The 17,834-nt window shown below is 71.4% G+C and carries 16 protein-coding genes and 1 pseudogene; 1 reads left to right on the top strand and 16 read right to left on the bottom strand.

Translation table 11 applies throughout. The features are described 5' to 3' along the window. Window positions 1–3: 3 nt before the first annotated feature. The 16 genes and pseudogenes from ACFWJO_RS29060 to ACFWJO_RS28985 form a co-directional block, all read right to left on the bottom strand. Window positions 4–1,176, bottom strand: a complete 1,173-nt coding sequence (locus ACFWJO_RS29060) for a DnaB-like helicase N-terminal domain-containing protein (protein ID WP_386869828.1) — start codon at window positions 1,174–1,176, stop codon at window positions 4–6. Then, on the bottom strand, window positions 1,173–1,403 hold the full coding sequence (locus tag ACFWJO_RS29055) for a hypothetical protein (RefSeq protein ID WP_386869826.1): 231 nt from the start codon (window positions 1,401–1,403) through the stop codon (window positions 1,173–1,175). Before ACFWJO_RS29055 ends, ACFWJO_RS29060 begins: the two co-directional genes overlap by 4 nt. Further along, window positions 1,400–3,188 (bottom strand): annotated as a pseudogene (locus ACFWJO_RS29050) (type IV secretory system conjugative DNA transfer family protein). The gene ACFWJO_RS29055 and the pseudogene ACFWJO_RS29050 overlap by 4 nt, the downstream one beginning before the upstream one ends. A 93-nt stretch (window positions 3,189–3,281) precedes the next feature. Further along, window positions 3,282–4,382, bottom strand: coding sequence for a hypothetical protein (locus ACFWJO_RS29045; RefSeq protein ID WP_386869824.1), 1,101 nt, complete (start codon window positions 4,380–4,382; stop codon window positions 3,282–3,284). A gap of 251 nt (window positions 4,383–4,633) precedes the next feature. Continuing rightward, the gene (locus ACFWJO_RS29040; protein WP_386869822.1) at window positions 4,634–5,902 is read right to left on the bottom strand and encodes a hypothetical protein; all 1,269 of its coding nucleotides are present in this window, start codon (window positions 5,900–5,902) and stop codon (window positions 4,634–4,636) included. 182 nt (window positions 5,903–6,084) lie between these two features. After that, the gene (locus tag ACFWJO_RS29035) at window positions 6,085–6,582 is read right to left on the bottom strand and encodes a hypothetical protein (protein WP_386869820.1); all 498 of its coding nucleotides are present in this window, start codon (window positions 6,580–6,582) and stop codon (window positions 6,085–6,087) included. 26 nt (window positions 6,583–6,608) lie between these two features. After that, window positions 6,609–7,373, bottom strand: coding sequence for a hypothetical protein (locus ACFWJO_RS29030; RefSeq protein ID WP_386869818.1), 765 nt, complete (start codon window positions 7,371–7,373; stop codon window positions 6,609–6,611). Window positions 7,374–7,472: 99 nt separating this feature from the next. Then, window positions 7,473–8,300 carry a hypothetical protein gene (locus ACFWJO_RS29025; protein ID WP_386869816.1) on the bottom strand — a complete coding sequence of 276 codons (828 nt, stop codon included), beginning with the start codon at window positions 8,298–8,300 and terminating at the stop codon, window positions 7,473–7,475. A gap of 134 nt (window positions 8,301–8,434) precedes the next feature. Then, window positions 8,435–9,133 (bottom strand): hypothetical protein, encoded by a 699-nt coding sequence (locus ACFWJO_RS29020; RefSeq protein WP_386869814.1) that lies wholly within the window; start codon window positions 9,131–9,133, stop codon window positions 8,435–8,437. Between the two features lie 21 nt (window positions 9,134–9,154). Further along, window positions 9,155–10,660: an ATP-binding protein gene (locus tag ACFWJO_RS29015; protein ID WP_386869812.1), complete on the bottom strand. Its 1,506-nt coding sequence runs from the start codon at window positions 10,658–10,660 to the stop codon at window positions 9,155–9,157. A 27-nt stretch (window positions 10,661–10,687) separates the two neighbouring features. Beyond that, window positions 10,688–11,140: a DUF6238 family protein gene (locus tag ACFWJO_RS29010; RefSeq protein ID WP_386869810.1), complete on the bottom strand. Its 453-nt coding sequence runs from the start codon at window positions 11,138–11,140 to the stop codon at window positions 10,688–10,690. 35 nt (window positions 11,141–11,175) lie between these two features. Continuing rightward, entirely contained in the window at window positions 11,176–12,639 is a 1,464-nt protein-coding gene (locus ACFWJO_RS29005) for an SCO6880 family protein (RefSeq protein WP_386869808.1), read from the bottom strand. A gap of 134 nt (window positions 12,640–12,773) precedes the next feature. Further along, entirely contained in the window at window positions 12,774–14,171 is a 1,398-nt protein-coding gene (locus tag ACFWJO_RS29000) for an ATP-binding protein (RefSeq protein WP_386869806.1), read from the bottom strand. A 27-nt stretch (window positions 14,172–14,198) separates the two neighbouring features. Then, window positions 14,199–14,888 carry a hypothetical protein gene (locus ACFWJO_RS28995; RefSeq protein ID WP_386869804.1) on the bottom strand — a complete coding sequence of 230 codons (690 nt, stop codon included), beginning with the start codon at window positions 14,886–14,888 and terminating at the stop codon, window positions 14,199–14,201. After that, the gene (locus ACFWJO_RS28990; RefSeq protein ID WP_386869888.1) at window positions 14,888–15,196 is read right to left on the bottom strand and encodes a DUF6112 family protein; all 309 of its coding nucleotides are present in this window, start codon (window positions 15,194–15,196) and stop codon (window positions 14,888–14,890) included. The genes ACFWJO_RS28995 and ACFWJO_RS28990 overlap by 1 nt, the downstream gene beginning before the upstream one ends. 88 nt (window positions 15,197–15,284) lie before the next feature. Further along, window positions 15,285–16,430: a C40 family peptidase gene (locus ACFWJO_RS28985; RefSeq protein WP_386869802.1), complete on the bottom strand. Its 1,146-nt coding sequence runs from the start codon at window positions 16,428–16,430 to the stop codon at window positions 15,285–15,287. Between the two features lie 579 nt (window positions 16,431–17,009). On the opposite strand from ACFWJO_RS28985, the gene ACFWJO_RS28980 reads away from it, so the two are divergent. Then, on the top strand, window positions 17,010–17,756 hold the full coding sequence (locus ACFWJO_RS28980; protein ID WP_386869801.1) for a DNA-methyltransferase: 747 nt from the start codon (window positions 17,010–17,012) through the stop codon (window positions 17,754–17,756). Window positions 17,757–17,834: the final 78 nt, after the last annotated feature.

Raw genomic sequence — 17,834 nt, 5'->3', positions numbered from 1 at the left:
GTGTCAGCTGTGGCTGCGCGAGGGCGGGCGCGCGGCGGTCGGGGTGGGCCCACGACCGAGAGGGCCCGGTGGCGAGGGAGCGGGGCGCGGCGTACTGCGGGTGAGGGCCGCGTGCACCCGCGCCGCCGGCGGCCCGCCTGCGGAAGCGGCGGTCGTTGGCGCCCGTGAAGCCGGCCGGCCGGTCGCGGTTTGCCAACGGGCGCGGACCTCGTCGAGCGGGCCGAGCGCGTGCAGGGCGTGGTTGATGAGCCGCCCAGGGGCCAAGACTTCGTCCTCGGCTAGGGCGCGGACGGCGCGGGCGGAGGCGGCTGCGGTGCGAGTGAGGGAGGAACGCATTACCTGCTTGCCGAGCCACTCGGCGTCACCGGCCCCGACGCCGTCGCAGATAGCGGCGAACCGGCATTCCGACAGCGTGCCGTCGGCCAGCAGGCCGCGCCGCTGGGCCTCCCAGAGCAGGGTGATCCGGTCGATGGGCTCGCCCCGGTGGTGCAGCGCCCCGAGGCACTGGTAGAGCTGCCCGTGGACCGGGTCGGCGAAATCCGCGGGACGCAGCCAGTCCACCACCTCACCCATGGCCCCCGGCCGCTCGACGAGGACGGACAGAAGGAACTCCTCGTCCTCGGCAACCTGATCGGCCTGAGCCGGCGGAAGGGCAGGCGGGTCGGGGGCCTGCGATGTCGCGGGCGCGACAGGGCGCGGTTCGGTGCCCCACCGCCGGGCGAGATCGGTGAGTACCCCCGTCAGGACGTCCGCGTGGTGCAGCGCTCCCTCGACCTCGCCTCGCACAGCGCCCGCGCGAGCTTCCTGGTGAAGGCGGATCGCGTGCTGGGCGACGGTGCGATGGATCGCGCCCTCCAGCACCATGCGGCCGTACACCGGAGCGTGCGCCGGACGCGGACAGGCCGAGACCAGGAGATGGGCGTACGACGCGGTCAATCCCCGGACATGGAGGCCGGCCTCGGCGACCGCGTCGGTCACCCACGACAGCGGCACCGGACCCTCGCCCTCTACCGCGGGGTGGCCATCGCCTCGGAGATTGCGCAGTGCGGCGAACAGCGCCTGGTGGACCGGCCGGTAGAAGTGATCGGGCGCGAGCCACTCCAGGTGCGAGAGCTGGCCCGGGTCGAGCAGCACCGCGCCGAGGACCGCCTGCTCGGCCTTCAGAAGCGGGTTCATCGACGACCTCGCGTGTTGGAAGCGGACGGCTCACTCGGCCGGGCACGCAGATCGGCGACCGCCCGGTCGGCAGCGGCCACCGCCTCGGCGAAGCCGTCCAGCACCGTGATGAACGCGGGATCGGCGACGGGAACCGACCCGGCATCGGCGACCAGCCACCATCGGCCCTCGCGCAGGACGGCCGGCGACTGCGCGAGCCGCGCGGAACGCGGCGTGGGCGCGCTCATGCCGACAGCCCGAAGTCGTCGTGGCCGACGGTCTTCGCCAGGGCCCGCTCGGTGATCGCCTTCGTGGCGCGGGCGGAGGCCGGTCCGACCAGCTTGGCGGAGGGCTCCTTGTACCAGGGCCGGATGCTGAGCATGGCAATGCGCAGACCGGTGGCCAGCAGCAGCACCTTGCCCTTGGGTAGGGCGCGGATCGCGTCGGGCGGCAGGATCCTCTCGGTGCGCATGCTCACCGAGGTGGACTTGCCGCTCTCGCTCGTGGAGACCGAGACGGTCTGGACGTCGTGGTCGCCGACCTGTCGGCTGAGGCGGTCAGCGAAGTCGGCGTCGTCGATGCCCGATCCGACGATCTTGACGGTGGCGGCGGACCAGAGGGCGTCCATCCCGGCCTCGCCCCAGCATCGCTGGCCCTGCCGGTAGGACTGCAGGATCGTCATCGGGATGACGCCCCGGCTGCCCAGATGCGAGTACAGGTCCGGGAGGTCGCTGATGCGGCACACGTTCGCCGCCTCGTCGAGGACGCACAGGGCGGGCGGGTCGAGCCGTCCACCGGATTGCTCGGCGACGATCACGGCCGCGCGCATCACCGCGTCGGCCGCCGCCGCGATGATCGCGGACGCGCTGCCTCCGCCATCCTTGCTCAGCAGGTACAGCGTGTCGCGGGACGTGGCGAAGGCGAGCGGCCTGAACTCGGGGAGGTCCTCGCTCGGGGTGACCCAGGCGGCGACCTCCGCGTCGAGCAGGCAGCTCGCGTACTGCCTCGCCGTCTCGTAGATGCCGTCGCGGGTTTCGGTCGCGCCGGAGACGGTGCCCTGGAGCTGGGCGGCGACGGCGTCGTGGCCGGCGTCGGTGAGCAGGTCGACCGGGGTCCGGTCGGCGGGGGAGGCGAGCCAGGCCAGCACGTCGGTGATCGGCCGCCGGTGGCTCGCGGCGGCCAGGAACAGGGCGCCGAGCGTGTTGGACGCGGCGGTGGACCAGAAGTCGGAGCCACTCGACTCGTCCACGCTCGCCGCGACGAAGTGCCCGGCCAGCCGCTTCGCCCCTGCCAGGTCGCGGGCGTCGGCCAGGATGTCCCACCACATCTCACGCGGATGGTGGGCGATCTGCTGGGGGTCCAGGGTCCAGACCGTGCCGACCTCGGCACGGGCGTCCACCGTTGCGGTGAACGCGTCGTTCGCCGCCTTGTTGGAGGTGAGCAGGACCGGGCCGGGAGCCGCGAGGATCGCGGGGATCGCCAGCCCGGAGGTCTTCCCGCTTCGCGGGGCCATGATCGCGACGATCACGTCCTCCCAGGAAGCACGGACATCGGCTCGACCGGGATCAAGGGTGCCGAGCAGGATGCCGCGGTCGGCGGGAGCGACCTCTTTTACACTCCCGGCCGCTCAGGGACGGCCGCAGGCTCTTCGCCTTGGCGGTGATCTCCTTGTCCAGCAGCGGCGTCAGGTCGCTCTTGCGGGCGAGACCGTTCTTGGCACCGGAGCGCCAGCGCAGCCACAGCACCAGGCCAGTGGTGAGCAGCGCCAGGGTGAGCAGGCCGGGGACGACGCGGACGCCGACCAGCAGAGCGGTGGAAGTCAGGGCCGGCCACAGCGCCTCGGGGTGCAGCAGGGCGTCAGTGGCGCGGAACGGGGTCCACGGACCGCTTCCGACGAGGGAGTTGGTGAGGTTGCCGATCAGCCAGGCGAGAGAGCCGAAGGCCATGGCGGCGCCGAAGACGCCGAACAGGAGATAGAGGAGCGCGTCGGAGCCGGTGGTGGTCGACGGCGCACTGGTACGCGGGGAAGGCACGGGTGGTTCCTTGGGGCGCGAGCGGGCGGGGCGGGGCGCGCTCGGCTCTCGTACAGCTCACGGGCCTACTCCTTGCGGATCGAACGGAACGCTTCATCGGGAGCGGGTGGTGGGGTGTGCCGCGGACGGGGGCGGCGCGGTGGATGGCGGGGCACTGGTGCCGGTGTTGCTCTCAGCCGCCACGGGGGAGACCTGGCGGGCAGCAGCCAGCTGTCGTGCCTCGTGACCGACGGTCTCACCGATGTAGCCGGCGGCCAGGGACGGGTCGATCGCGACGCGGTACCCCAGGTCGGCCAGTATGCTCGCGGCAGAGGAGGAGGCGAGCTGCCGGTCCGGGCCGACGATGTGCGACGCGAGGCTGTAGGAGGCGGGATCGTCCGGGTCGCCTGGGGCGGCGAACCCACAGGAGCGCAGGATGCGGTGGGCCGATTCGGGTAGGCCGGTCCGGCAGTCGGCCCAGACCAAGTCATCGGCCCAGCAGAAGATTTCGACGTCGGTGCCGTAGGTGTCGGCGAGGTTGGCCATGGAGGGCCCTTCTGGAGAGCAGAGCGGTGGGGTGCGCGCCGGGACTTCTTCTGTGCCGGGCTGCGACGACGGTTGTCGGGGGCTGGTCTGCGGCGTGGAAGCACGGTCGGCACGACGGCGGTCGGCGTCCGGAACGCGGGCGGGAGGCGCTGCGGCGACCGGGCCGGTGCCGAGGACGTCGTCGAGCAGTTCCCGGGCCCGCAGGACGTTGACCCTCTCGTGGTACCGGGGGTCGGTCCGCTCGGCAGGGCACGCGGCGATCCCGTCCTCGGCGGCTGCAAGCTGCTCCTGAGCGTCCTGGAGCATGACGTGGGCGGCGGCCAGTCGTGTCCGGGTCTCGAAGACGGGGTTGTGGTGCGGGTCGTCGAACGCCAGACGGACACGGGTCCAGTCGGCGGCAGCGGCGACGAGTTCGGTCAGCTGAGGCAGAGCCCCGACCAGCGCACCGTTGACCTCCTCGATGATCCCCGCCACCTCTTTGGGCGTTGCGTCCTCGGTGAGGCGGGCGATCATCCTGGGGAGGGAGTACGGGTCGGCGGAAGCGCTGGGCAGGTGTCGGACCCGCGGCGGCTTGTCGGAGCCGGGTGCCACGCTGCGGTGGACGAGCCGGATGTTGTGCTGCATCGCAGCGCCGATGGCCTCGCCGATGCTGGAGTAGGACTCGGGCACGGTTCCTCCGTGAGTTGGTGGTACTGGCTGGCCAGGGCGGGTGGAGCACGTGGCACACGTGCTCCACCCGCAGGAACGGTCCTGGGTCTGGTGCCGGAAGGCAGAGGCGGCGGAGTCACGGCGTCACCGGCAGGGGCAGGCTGTCGGCGAGGGACGAGAGCCGTTCGCGGACGGTGGGGCTGCCGGCGGTGGCGCCGCACGAAGCACGTACGCGACAGGCCGGCGGTGAAGCGGACGAGGAGAACACCCGATCACCGCCGAGGACCGGAGGCACGCGGTGGGCGTGCGGCCGCACGGGCATCCGTGAACTCGATACCAAAGACTGAGACGACCTCTGCCTTGGCAGCCGCAGGCGACACGGCCAACGCCGCGCTCTGGGAAGCAGGCAGATGCGAGGACCGCGTCCGCGACTCGGCCCGGGACGGGCCGCCGACACGACGCAGCTCGTCCTCCGAGCCGACGACCTCCGACTGCGCCGAGCTGACGAACTCCGCCGCGAAGCCGAACCGGTCAGCCAGCGCGTACGCCTCGTCGTCGAGGTCGGTGATGTGTTCGCTCGCCGCCTCCAGCGCTTCCCGGGCACGTTCCAGGACTCCGTGCTCGGGGTGAAGGAGCTGGTCGACCGCTTGTCGAAGGTCCGCCCCGTTCTCGGCCGACCTGATGCGGTCTGTGATCTGAAGGAGCGCGGCTCCGGCGGCGTAGGGCCCAAGGGGGTTCGCCGGAGTACTGATCCGGGCCATGTCCAGGGAAGGAGCGAGATCGACGCCGTAACGGGCGGCACGGAGCATCTCGGCCGCGTGGCTGGCGATGGCGACCTGGTCGGCGACCGCGATGGTGGTGGGAAGCCGGTGGCGCCGGCCGTGCCAGTCCTCGATCTGCCGGAAGCCGGCGTGCTTGAGGATCAACGCGGAAAGATCATCATTGGCGCCCTTCGCCACGACACTGCCGCTGGCCTCGGAAGAGATGGTGATGGGAGGGGTAGGCACAGCAGTCTCCTGGGCACGGGGAGTCGGATGGGGTGCGGTGGGCAGGTGCCCCAGCTCGGCCGCGATGCGGCGGCACTCGGTCTGGAGGCGGAAGGCGTCGCGATAGCCCTGGTGCAGGCTGCCGTCCTCACGGGCGAGGGTGGCCACGACGTGCACCTGACGGGGCTGGCGGCGCAGGGCGATCCACCGACAGGCATCGGGATCGCCTTCCGGGGCGATCCCGACGGCGGACACCAACCGGCGGGCGACAACGGCCCACTGCGCGTCGGTGAGGTCCGGTCGGCGAGGATCGGAACGGACCGAGCAGACCCACGTCGGCCGGACGGGAGCGCGGGCCCCGAGCCGCTCGACCGGAGCGTCGAGAGCATGGGCCAGGTAGGGCAGCGAGCCCGGCTCGGCGAGCAGCTCGATCGGCGCCCCGTGACCGTCGCCTGCGATCAGCCGGGGGCTGACGTGGGCACCGCCTTCATCCGGCCCGTACAGGTACGCGAGCAGGCCGGCGGTGTCGCTGGCGCGCTGCAGGTGGGCGATCACGGCGGCTACCTCGAAAGGGAAGGAAGGAACGAGGGCCCGGGAGACCGGGTCAACAGGGAGAGAATCCGCAGGATTCGGGATTTGGCCCGGCCGTGGATTCCTGATAGAGGCCCTGCTCACCCGGCCCTGGTCTTGGCGGGAGACGAGGAACCGGTGCCCCGCCGCAGCGGGGCACCGGACAGCTAGAAGTAGGGGTTCTCGCTGGGTCGGTCGGCGTCAGAGGCGGCCTGGAGCAGCTCGGTGAGGTCGTCGGGTTCGGAGGAGCGCTGGTCGATCCACCATCCGGCGCGGGTGATGGTGCGAGCGGTCTCCTCGATCCCCTCCCACTCCGCCTCGCTGGTTTCGCCCTCGACGACCAGCGCGGTGTAGACGGCGGCCAGGATCTGGTGGCGGCAGCGCACACCCCAGGGGACGGCGCGCTCGGTTCCCTCCAGCGGAGGCATCCGGTACTGCTGCGACCAGGCTTCGGACTCGGCCTGCTCTTCGGCACGTTTGGCCTTCACCCAGGCGGCCTTGTCCTGCTCGCTGTTCTCCTTGGAAGCGTGCCAGCACTCGCTGCATTCCTGGTTGGCGAGCCACTCGGCGAAGCCCGCGCGGCGGTCGGCGGGCCGACCGGACAGGTCACGGTCGTCCTTGTGGCCGCATGAGTGGTTGATCGGCCAGATGGTCTTCACGGCCATGGGAGTTATTCCTTACGGGAGTTGGGTCAGCGGTCGCGGATGAACGCGATGCGCGGGTCGACCGGCCGGGCCGCCGCGAAGGAAGTGGCGGGAGCCGACGCTGGCGCCTTGCCCGGGAAATTGGCGAGGGCCGGGCTGGCGGCGAGCGCGGCGGCCACGATCGGAGAACTACGGCCAGCGCCGTGGATACGGTCGCGGGACGAGGTGGGCGCGGGGCGGTGGCGGGCCGCTACGTCGTGGGCGAGGCGGGGCTGCACCGCAACCTGGACACCGGAGCGGTGCAGGGCCAGCGTGGCGTCGGCGACCTTCCCCAGGGCCTCGTCGCGGCTGGTGGTGGCGGGCAGCGTGTAGATGTCCAGGCGGTGATCGTGCCGCCAGCCGTGTTCGACCAGGGCGAGTCCGGTGAGTCCGGAGGTGCGGCTGTCGATGGCCGCGACGATGCCGAGCCGCGGATGCTCGGCGAATGCGATATCGGGCTCGGCGTGCGGAGCCCGGGAGGGGACGGGCTCCGCGCCAGGTAGGAGGGAGGGGTTGAACACGGCGTCCGTGTCGACCCGGAAGCCGGCGTTGCGCAGCAGCGCGACGGCCCGGGTGGCGCGGCCCTGCCCGTCACGCTGCTGGTCGGTCAGGGCGTACAGGGTTGGCTCGCCCAGGACGGGGCGGAAGTCGAGCCGCTCCAGCATCCAGGTTCCGGCGGCGAGGTTCTTGGGGTTCGCGGCGACGATGCCGTAGTCGGGGTGGCGGCCGACGGTGACGTCGGCAAGCAGTTCTTCGGCGGAGGTGGGCAACACAGCTGATCCATCCGGTGCGGGCTCGATGACGGGGGAGGTCGAGGGCCGGAAGGGTTCTGCTGGTGAGAGGCATACGGCGTACTCCGAGACGGGAAGAGATCAGCGACCAGGGGTGGTGGAGGGACATGCTGGTGGAAGCACGGGACGTGGGGGAGGGGCCGTCGCCAGGGGTGTGCGGACCATGCGCGGTCCGACCGACGGCGAGGGCGCGAGAGCAGCGCTCACCCGTGGCTGAGCAGAGATCAGCAGGGCGGTCCGGTCTGTCCAACTTCGGCCCTTGGACGTGAGCAGGGCCGAGTCGCACAGGACGGTGAAGCCCTCGTCCTGCAGCGCGGCGAAAGCCCGGGTCACTGCCCGCCGTTGCTCGGTCGGATCGGTCATGGCCGTGGGCAGCCGGTGGTACCGCTCGCCGTCGAATGAGACGGCGGTGATGAAGCCCGCACGGTGGAGCACGGCGTCGGCGGCGCGCTCCTGTGAGGAGCGTTGCTGCTCGGGGCGTGGCGGCACGCCGAGTTGGTCCAGGCGTGTGTCGATGGCGGCGAGCAGACTCGGGACGCTGCCGCCGTACCGGGCGTCAGGGCCGCCGGGTTCCGAGTCGTAGATCTCTTCGTACACCGAGGGCCCGGTGTCCCGGTGGCGGATCGCCGTCCAGCTCTCGGGGAACTCGGGCTCCTCGCTGGGTGGTTCCTGCGGCGGCGAGATGATCAGCGAACTGCCATCGGGGAGAGCGGCGTGGACGATGTAGTTGCTCAGGCCGTACTCGACGGTGACCTCCAGGCCGCGTTGGCGGAGGGGAGCGGTGAGAAAGCCGTACCCGTGATCCTCTTTCGGATCCGCGGAGACAACAGGCGAGGAGGAGGTGCTGGTCCACGCGGTGATGTGTGGTCCCTCTCGCTCGAAGGTGATCAGCGGGTTGTCCTGGTACATGGGCTTTCTCCGTAGTGGGGTGTTCCAGCGGTCGGCGGCGTGGGCTGCGGGCACGCCGTACAGGGGCGGGCGGTGGTCCACGAGGATCTGGCGATCGGAAGGTTTGGTCCCGCTGGGACTCGGTGCTATGGGCGTCAGCGGGAGCGGCCCGGCACCGGTGGGCCGGGTGCCGGTGGCGCCGGGGGAGAAGCGGACAGGGGCCTCCGACGGTCGGAGGTGGATCGGGCAAGGGCCGCACGTGCCTGTTCGGTCCGCGAGGACTGTTCGCGGACCGCTCGGCCGGCCAGGAAGTCGGCGGCCCGTACGAGGGCCGGGCCGCGGATGGACAGCTCGTCGGCGTAGTGCCAGCCGTCGGCGTTGCGGTCCTCCTCCGCCTGGCTCTCGTAGAGCTTCCGCGAGCCGGGGAGCGAGGCGTCCATGAGGGCCATGATCTGATCCCACTCGCGCTGGAGCTGTCCCGCCCGTTCCAGGGTGGTGTCGATCCCGTGCAGCCGGCGGAGGTCTTCGCTGATCGGCCCCTCGACGTAGTCGGCACCATGGGCGGCGGCGCGGACGCCGGCCAGGACCTCGGGACCGTGGGCGAGGAAGACCTCCACGTGTTTCCACGCCTCAGCGTCGCGTTTCACCTTGCCGTCCTCGTATCCCTGCTCGTCGACGGGCCAGCCGTCGCCGTCGCAGAAGGAGTCCGAGACCGCGTCCCAGGCGTCGGACGCCTGCCTGATCCCGGCGGCGGCGGAGGCCAGCGCCGGGATGTGCCTCCGCCACGCCAGACGGTCGGTGGCCGCCGGCGACCGATTCTCGGCCAGGCCGGGAGAACTGGAAGAAGCAGACATGATCGATCCTCCGGACAGGCCCTATGCCGACATGCGGGCGTCGGTGTCGAACAGTTCGCGCTCGGCCGGGTGGAGGATGTGCTGCGTGATGAAGGACCGGCCCGCGACCTTCCACAGGCCCCGGCCCTTGGTCAGGGCGGACACCGCCTGGGTCTCGACTCCGGTCAGGCCGAGCAGGGAAGCGGCGGCGTCGAGCTGGTCGGGCTCCTGGCGGTAGATGATGCGGGTGGAGCAGTCGGCCAGGAGGCCCTCGGCCAGCACCCGGCCGCGAGAACCGGCATCGCCCGCCGAGAGCAGGTCGCTGAGCCGGTGGATGACCATGAGGTTCGCGATGCCAAGACCCCGGCTGAGCTTCCACTGGGACTGCATGCGCTCCAAAAGACCCACGTGCCGCATCAGCCGCCACGCCTCGTCGTAGATCACCCAGCGCCGGCCCCCGTCCGGATCGGACAGAGCGCTCTCCATCCATGCCGAGGCGCAGGTCATGGCCAAGACCAGGGCGGTGTCGTCTCCGGAGCCGCCGAGGCGGGAGAGGTCGATGGACAGCATCGGCGCGGTCGGATCGAACGCCACCGTCGAGGGGGCGTCGAACATGCCACTGAGGTCGCCGTGCACCAAGCGGCGCAGGGCGTGCGCGAGGTCCTGGGCAGCGGCCCCGAGGTGTCCGGCCTGGTGGCCGAGGGCCCGGTCGAGGCGTTCGGGCGAGCCGAGGGCCTGCGCGATCTCTCCGAGCAGCGGCACCGAGCCACGGGCGGCGGCCTCGGAGACGACCAGGTCGAGGGCGAGGTCGAGGGCGGTGTGCTCCATCGGCAGCAGGTCGCGCTTGAGGACGGTGCGCGCAAGGCCGGCCAGGAGCAGCAGACGGCGCTTTCGGACCTCGGTCGCCCAGTCGTCCTCGCTGACGGAGCCGGGCCGGGCCGGGGCGTCCAGTGGGTTCAGCCGGCCCGGTAGGCCGGGGCCCAGGGCGATGCTGTAGCCGCCGAGGGCCTGCGCGACGCCGGTCCACTCGCCCTTCGGGTCGCAGGGGATGTAGATCCGGTAGCCGTGGGCGATCGACCGGGTGGCGATGGACTTCGCCAGCGCGGACTTGCCCATGCCGATGATCCCGGCAAGGACCGCGTTGGGGTTCGTGAAGCCCTCGATCCGGCCGCTGCTGTACAGCGAGAACGGGTCGAAGCAGAAGGCGGCTTCGGCGTGGACGTCGCGGCCGATGAAGATGCCCTCCGCCCCCAGGCCGCCCTCGGCCACGAAGGGGTAGGCCCCCGAAGCGGTGGCGGTGGTCATCCGGTGGGCGGGCAGGCTGAGCTTGCCGCCCCGGGCCGAGGCCGGACCGGGACGACCGGTCGGCGGGTAGATCGGCCGCAGCTCCGGGTCAAGGGTTTCCTCGGCGCGGTGCTTGGGCGATGTTCCGGCGAGGCGGGCCTGGCGGCGGGCTTCGGCGAATCCGGCTCGGGCGGCCCGCTGCTGGGCCCGCGAAGCCTTGTGCGGCACGTACAGGGGAGAGGCGCTGGCGCGGGTGCGGGGCATGAACGTTTCTCCAGACAGGTGATGGGGTCAGCGGCGGACGAGGCCGGTGAACGGCGTGTGCAGGTCGGCCGGGGTCGTACGGCGGCGGACCAGGTGCGCTGCGCGCTGGTGGCGCTGGCAGATGGTCAGCTCCGGGGCCCCTTCGGGCAGGCCGGCCTGGCATGCCTCGGGTTCGGGCACCTCGCCCGAGTCCGGCCGGGGCGCCGCGTGGTAGGCGGCGTGGACGTGGTCGGCGGCCTGCCAGATCCGGGTGCGGGCGGCGCGAAGCTGGTCGCCTTCGATCGGCACGAGCTGACCGGTACGGGCGGCATGGGCGTCGAGCAGCCCGTGCACCGAGACGAGATGGGCGTGCAGAGCGTCCAGCTCGGCCCGGCTGGCGACGAGCGGGCCGCCGGGGAGGTTGAGCGCGCGATGAAAGTCGAGCGCGGCGGTGGCGAAGGGCACGAAGTCCTGCGCGGTCGGGCTGGCGGTGCGGGACATGAGAGTGCTCTTTCGAAGGGAAGGAAGCGCCGGCGTCAGGCGGCGATCGCGAGCGGCAGGGCGGCGGCGGTGAACGCTTCGGCCTGCTGCCAGGTCAGCGGCCGGACGTCGAGCTGGGCGCCGACGGCGGCGGTCTCCACGACCGCGCAGGCGGAGCGGAGTTCGTCCTCGGAGTCGGCCGAGACGGTCAGCAGCCCTGTCAGGGCGACATCGGCGTGGCCCGCGATGAGCTGGCGCTCGCGGGACTTGATGTCCTGGTACTCGATCGAGTCCGCCTCGGAGTCGACCTGGCCGCGCCGGGCCCGCTCGGCGGCATCGGCGATCACGCTGGCCTTCTTGCGCTGGACGTCGCGCAACGCGGCGTCCAGTCCCTTCGGCTCGTAGGAGAGCGACAGCGTGCGCCGGACGCCGCCGGTGAACAGGAGCTGGTGCAGGAAGCCGGCCGACGTCTCGGTCCTCGGCCAGTTCTCCACCCAGTACGTGGCGTGGACGGCCGAGTCGGTCGCGATGTGGTCCGCCTTCTCGACGACCACGACGGGGCCAGCGGCCGCAGGCTCGGCCTCGGGACGGCCGGCGGAGGACCACCGGTCCAGCGCCGTGAGGGCCTTGGGGTCGTAGGCGGTGCGCACGACGGCGGCGATCTCGCGGGCGGTGAGCCAACCGGTGGGGTTGAGCTCAGCGGTCCGCGCGGCCTGGTCGAAGGTGGAGGTCAGCTGCGCCAGGACACTGAAGGACCCGGTCAGGCCACCGCCGGCCTGGTTGATCAGCCGTCGCGCGGCCTTGGTGTCCAGCGCCACCGCGACGTACGCCTCGTGGGGTGCCGCCGCCGGGCCCGCGCTCTGGATCAGCTCGCTGTAGATCGCGCCGGCCATGGGGGCGTGAGGTCGGCCGTGCTCTTCCCAGTAGCGGCGAAGCGCGTCGCCGGAGTCCGGGACCGTGCGCTCGATCACCTGGATGCGGGCGATCTGCCCGGTACGGGCCAGCGCGGCCAGCGCACGTCCCCAGCCGTTGACGTTGGCCTGCTGGGTGCCCGGGTCGAGCAGCGCGTAGGCACGGGAGGAGACCTTGACCACGGCAGTCAGCGTGCCGCTGTGGGGATCGTGGACCGCACCGTACCGGCCGTCGGGGGCGGTGACCACGCGCAGGCTGGCAGCGGTGCCGGGCAGGTGCAGGAGTCCTTCGCGGGTCGGCCGACGGGAGGGCCGGGTGAGCCAGACGAGCTGGCCGCGCATCCGGCGCAGGACGTACCGGGTGACGATCGGAGCCCAGTCCGCCAGGGCACGGCCACGGTGGCGGACGAAGACGAACAGGGCGATGACGGCCCACAGCGGGATGAGCTGGAGGGCGCCGAACACGCCGCGGAGGACGACGGCGAGAAGAAGAAGGCCGGTGAGGCCGGCGACGATCAGCTGCGGGGCGGTCAGGCCGAGCAGGATGCCGCGCCTGCTGCGGTGGGGGAACTTCACGGTGGCTGTAGGGGCCTGGTGCTTGCCGGACATGGTGATTCCAGACGGTGGTAGCGGGCGGAGGACGGGGCGCGCGCGGCGCTCTTCTGGAGGTCATCGGAGGACTCCTCTGTTGGTCGGTCAGGTGGGGCGGGCCGTGGCGTACGGCCCGCCCCGGGTGTGATGGGTCAGGAACCCGACGGCGGCTGGGTGGGGAACACCCAGTTCGTCGGCGTCGGAGAACCGGTGGCCGACGGCCCGGCAGGGGGCGGCGGCGCGGTCGCGGAGCCGACAGGCGGCAGGGAGGTCATGCTGCCGCCCGGTGCCGACGCGCCGACGAGATAGTCGGAACTGCCGGTGACGGTGTGGACGAGCGCCTCCGGCCCTTCCGCTTCGTCCGCGCTGGGACGCGTGATCAGCGGTGGGATCCCGGGCCGCTGGATCAGGGCCCGGCCCTTGTCGCCGGTCGCGTTCGGGTCCTCGCCGTACCGGAAGCGGGTCTGCTGCCTGGGCGGACCGGCGTCGATACCCTCCTTGCTGAGGCTGCCGCCGACCGGATTGATGCCGGAGGCGACGCCATCGGCGCCCGCACCGGGGACCTTGTTCGGGCCCTGGGGAGCGGGAGCACCAGTGCCGGCCTGCATCGCCAGAGTGGCCGCGGTCTTCGCCGCCCCGGCGGCGACCGCCATGCCGGCGACGCCGGTGCGGTGCAGGTCGTCGTGGCCGCCGCCGTCACTGGCCCAGTGCACGAACTTGTACGTCGCGTACGGGCAGAGCAGCACGAGGACCATCACGACGATGCCCGCCATCGCGTCGGACAGCGCCGCCATCCCGTCGCCGGCGTCGCTCTTGCCCATGGCGGAGACACCGATCAGGAAGACCACGGTCATCAGGAGCTTGGAGACGACCAAGGTGGCGGTGGCCTCGATCCAGCCGCGCCGCCACCGCTTGGCCACCTCCCAGCCGCCGCCGGCACCGGCGAACACGGCGAGCGAGACCATGATCAGGACGCCGACCTTGCGGGCGACCATGACGCCCCAGTAGAGGAAGGCGCCGACCGCGCACCCGACGGCGACGAGTGCCGGGACGCCCCAGCCAAGGCCGTACATCGCCCCCAACTGGTTGACCTTCACCACGCGCCGGATCGCGTCGTCGACGGAGGTGTTGGCCGCTTGGAACAGTCCCTCGGAGAGGGCGTCGACCACGGTGATGGCGACAGTGGTGAAGGCAATGGCGGAGAAGCTGAAGAGGACGCCGGTCATGGTGCCGAACGCCGCCTGAGCAAGAGCGCGTTCATCGCGACGCCAGGCCGCGGTCATGAGCTGGACGCAGAAGATGCCGACGGTCAGAGCGAGCCCGATGGGCAGCAAGAGCTCGTAGTTGTCCCGGAACCATCCGGCGTTGAGGTCGATGGCGGTCGTCTCGTTGACGGCCTTGGCGGCGAGATCGGCCGCGCTGGCCGCCAGTTCGCCCATCGACTTCGCGATCCACGCGCCGATGCCGTCCGTGACGGTTCCGGCGGGGTTGGTGGCGAAGTCGACGGCTCCACACACCTTGTCCATCAGCGGGAAGTCGCAGACTCCCATGGCGATACCTCCTTTCCTGAACGGGGATTAGGGCGCGACGGACGGCATGACGCCGACCAGGGCACAGGGACGGTCGGGCCGACACTGGACCGCGAGGGTGGTGGAACGGCTCTCCGCGCCGCCGGCGGGCGAGCCCTTCCAGGCGATCGACTGCTTGCCGGAGACCGTGACGGCGTAGACGTACGCCTGGGTGATCGCCCCCGGGTCTTCCTGCAGGGCCCGGGTGAACGCGTTCGGGAAGTGCCCCTCGTACACCTTGGCCGTGGCGAACTGGCCGTTGGCGGCCATCTCCTTCCACAGCACCGCCGAGGGAACAACCTTGTCGACCGAGGCCGGATCGGCGTACTTCGCCTCCGCGGTCAGCCACCCGCGCAGAGCCTTCCGCAGCTCGGGCTGCGAGTACGCACGGGTGTCGTAGGACCACAGCGCTGCCGCGGCTGCCTTCCCATACGCGATCGGGTCATGGGTCCTCGGCGGGACCGGAAGAGCATGGGGACGGGTGTGCGGGGTAGACGACCCGGACGCCGAAGGAGGCGAAGAGGAGCCCGAGGGTGAATTCGGCGGTGGAGCAGGGGCTTCGGAAGGACCCCTGCCGTCGCGGGTGAGGTACGCGGCCAGGCCGGCGAGGGCGACGAGCACCACCAGGACGACGGTGCCGAGCAGCGCCCGGCGGCGCACGCGAGATGCGCCGCCGGGGTGGGTGGAGCGCTGAGCCATCAGCGGACCTGCGTCCCCAGCGTGCTGAAGAAGGCCACCACGCCGTTTGCCGCGCCGAGCAGAAGAGCCGCGCCAGCGCTCACCAGCACGCCCTTCTTGCCGTTGGCCTCGGCCTGGTGACCGCCCGAGTGGTGGCCCCAGGCCCACACGCCCGCGCTGACGGCGAGGGCGCCGACCACGGCGATGAGCCCGAAGAGGTTGATCGAGCCCATCACCTGCTTGAGGACGGATAGGCCCGGCAGACCGCCCTCGTTCGGCTTGATCCCGGGATCGTAGGCGAGCTGAATGACCTGGTCGGCGAGATACATGGAGAACTCCAGTTCGATGGTGCGCACGCCGAGGCCCGCTGGGGCCAAGCGGCGGCGCGAGGGAAGGGGATGGGGGAAGAAGCGCCGGTCAGACGACTCGGCGGGCCGCGAGAATCCGCGGTTTCCAAGAGGCGAGGGTCGTGATGCGGACCACGTCGCCAGTGCGGGGGGCGTGGACGATCAGGCCCTGCCCGATGGCCATCCCAACGTGCTCGGGTACGGCGGCCGTCCCCTCGGTGAAGATCAGGTCACCCGGCTGAAGGGCATCCACCGACACCGTCTTGCCCTCCTTGACCTGCGTGTACGTCGTACGTGTCAGGGTGACCCCGGCGGCCTTGTACGCCTGCTGCATCAGGGAGGAGCAGTCGCACCGGCCCAAGGCGTCCTCGCCGTGAGAGTCGGTGCAGGTCCCGCCCCACTGGTACGGCGTGCCGAGCTGGCCGAGCGCCCACCGGATCGCCGTCTGGACCTCTCGCGGAGCGTTGGCGGGGATCTTGTACTCGGCCGGCAGCGCGCCGGGCGGGATGGTGCCGAAGTCGGTCCCGTCCCCCTCGGCACTGCAACCGCCCGCGAAGCCGGGCGCAGGACTGCCAGTGTCGGCCGAGCCAGACGGTGAAGGGGCTGGCAACGCGCCACTGGCCTTCGGTAGCAGCGGCTCGATGGCCTTCTGCAGAGCGGTGGCCAGGGGCTCCCACTTGGCGTACGCCTCCGGGAAACCCGACCGCTGCACCGCCTGGGCGGCCTGCGTGATCGACTGGGACTCCCAGCCCGAGACCTTCCGCAGCCCCTCATAGAACTTGGTCGAGGCGTACACCGGGTCGAGGATCTCGTTCGCCGTGCCCCAGCCCTGCGACAGCCGCTGCTGGAAAAGCCCCAGCGAGTCCCGGTCGCCGTAGGTCAGGTTCCGAAGGCCGCTCTCCTGCAGGGCGGTCGCCAGGGCCACGACCTGCCCGCGGGCCGGGATGTTCATCGCGACGCCGGTGGCCTGGATCGTCTTGGCGTTGGGCACCTGCTCGGCCGGGTCGTCCAGGCCCGGCACGGAGGCCGAGCCCTCGTCACCGCCGTCCAGGATCGCATTCACCTGGGCGGCGACGGCAGCGGTATCCACATTCTGTGCCCCGCCGGTCGAGCAGGAGGCCGAGGCGGTCCCGGCCCCAATGGCGAGAATCGGAACGGCCAGCAACAGCGGAGCGGTTGCGCAGAGACCGACGACGCCCTTGGTGGTCGTCTTCATCGCCGCCGCCGTTCACCGAGGCGGCGGTGCCGGCCAGGTGACGGCGTCGGGTCGGGGCGCGGATGTATCAGGGCATGCTGCATCGCAGCGGCTCCTCGGTGATCGTAGGAGACGCGGTGCCGACTTCTCGTGCAAAGCCGCCGGCACCCCGCCGATGTGCATCCGCCGCTCGGGCGGGCCCGGGTCAGAGGAGTTGGTAGCTCCCGGACACCGGTCTCAGGTCACGCGCGGCAGCCGGCCGCGCTCGTAATCTCTGGCAGTACACCGGGGCTCCTGACGGTGTGCGGGAAGGAAGAGGACAACATGCCTCCGATACCGCCCGACTGGACGAGACAGCACGGAAAAGCGCAGGTCAGCGTGGGTGGAGCGAGGCGCCTGCCCGGTGACACGGCGAGACAGTAAACCGGGATTCCGGCCGCACCAAACGACTCCCGGACCAGGGTCCGCAACACGGCCCGCCTCGTTGGGTGCGGCCGGAGAACGCCGCTAACCTCCAGCACAACCCCGCCCCGGAAGAACGCCGTTGAGCGCTGCCCGAAGCGGTCCCAGCCCCGCCATGCCCTGAGAGAGGCCCTTCCCATGAGCTACATGCTGCACCGAGGCGACGCCCTGACCGTGCTGAAGTCCCTTCCGGACGAGAGCGTCAACGCCGTGATCACCGACCCGCCGTACAACTCCGGCGGCCGTACGAGCTCGGAACGCACCGGACGGACCGCGCGGGCCAAGTACGTCACCGGCAACAGCGCCCACGATCTCGCCGACTTCCCCGGCGAGAACCGCGACCAGCGCTCCTACCGCTCCTGGCTGACCGAACTGCTCACCGAGGCATACCGGGCCTCGACCGAGCACGCGGTTGCCATGGTCTTCACCGACTGGCGCCAGGAACCGACAACATCCGACGCCCTGCAGATGGCCGGCTGGACCTGGAGCGGCACCATCCCGTGGATCAAGCCCGCCAGTCGGCCCCGCAAGGGCGGGCCGAAGCAGGACTCCGAGTTCATCGTCTGGGGTGTCAAGGGATCCCTCGACAACACCCGCGACCTCTACCTGCCCGGCCACTACATCGCCTCCCAGCCCCGCAAGGACCGGGTCCACATCACCCAGAAGCCCGTCGAGATCATGCGGCAGCTCGTACAGGTCTGCCCCGAGGGCGGCACCGTCCTCGACCCGTTCACCGGCAGCGGTTCCACGGGCGTCGCGGCCCTTCGCGAAGGACGTCGTTTCGTGGGCGTCGAGCTGTCCTCGCACTACGCCGACGTGGCCGAGCAGCGGCTCCGCGCCGAGCTGACCAAGGGCGACTTCGACCTGGCTGGACCGGAGGCCTGATCATGAGAACGAAGAGCCCGGGGCCAACGGGCCGCAGACGCCGAAGGGCGGCTGGAACATCGAGAAACCGATGCTCCA

Source organism: Streptomyces sp. NPDC127092, from assembly GCF_042722475.1.
Lineage (GTDB): Bacteria > Actinomycetota > Actinomycetes > Streptomycetales > Streptomycetaceae > Streptomyces.
This window is presented reverse-complemented; position numbering and strand designations above follow the sequence as displayed.

Bases quoted from the DNA above. Each gene is read 5' to 3' on its own strand.
- ACFWJO_RS29025 (WP_386869816.1), bottom strand. From the start codon at position 8,300: ATGTACCAGGACAACCCGCTGATCACCTTCGAGCGAGAGGGACCACAC.
- ACFWJO_RS29060 (WP_386869828.1), bottom strand. From the start codon at position 1,176: ATGAACCCGCTTCTGAAGGCCGAGCAGGCGGTCCTCGGCGCGGTGCTG.
- ACFWJO_RS29035 (WP_386869820.1), bottom strand. From the start codon at position 6,582: ATGGCCGTGAAGACCATCTGGCCGATCAACCACTCATGCGGCCACAAG.
- ACFWJO_RS29020 (WP_386869814.1), bottom strand. From the start codon at position 9,133: ATGTCTGCTTCTTCCAGTTCTCCCGGCCTGGCCGAGAATCGGTCGCCG.
- ACFWJO_RS29000 (WP_386869806.1), bottom strand. From the start codon at position 14,171: ATGGGAGTCTGCGACTTCCCGCTGATGGACAAGGTGTGTGGAGCCGTC.
- ACFWJO_RS28990 (WP_386869888.1), bottom strand. From the start codon at position 15,196: ATGTATCTCGCCGACCAGGTCATTCAGCTCGCCTACGATCCCGGGATC.
- ACFWJO_RS28980 (WP_386869801.1), top strand. From the start codon at position 17,010: ATGAGCTACATGCTGCACCGAGGCGACGCCCTGACCGTGCTGAAGTCC.
- ACFWJO_RS29010 (WP_386869810.1), bottom strand. From the start codon at position 11,140: ATGTCCCGCACCGCCAGCCCGACCGCGCAGGACTTCGTGCCCTTCGCC.
- ACFWJO_RS28985 (WP_386869802.1), bottom strand. From the start codon at position 16,430: ATGAAGACGACCACCAAGGGCGTCGTCGGTCTCTGCGCAACCGCTCCG.
- ACFWJO_RS28995 (WP_386869804.1), bottom strand. From the start codon at position 14,888: ATGGCTCAGCGCTCCACCCACCCCGGCGGCGCATCTCGCGTGCGCCGC.
- ACFWJO_RS29005 (WP_386869808.1), bottom strand. From the start codon at position 12,639: ATGTCCGGCAAGCACCAGGCCCCTACAGCCACCGTGAAGTTCCCCCAC.
- ACFWJO_RS29015 (WP_386869812.1), bottom strand. From the start codon at position 10,660: ATGCCCCGCACCCGCGCCAGCGCCTCTCCCCTGTACGTGCCGCACAAG.
- ACFWJO_RS29055 (WP_386869826.1), bottom strand. From the start codon at position 1,403: ATGAGCGCGCCCACGCCGCGTTCCGCGCGGCTCGCGCAGTCGCCGGCC.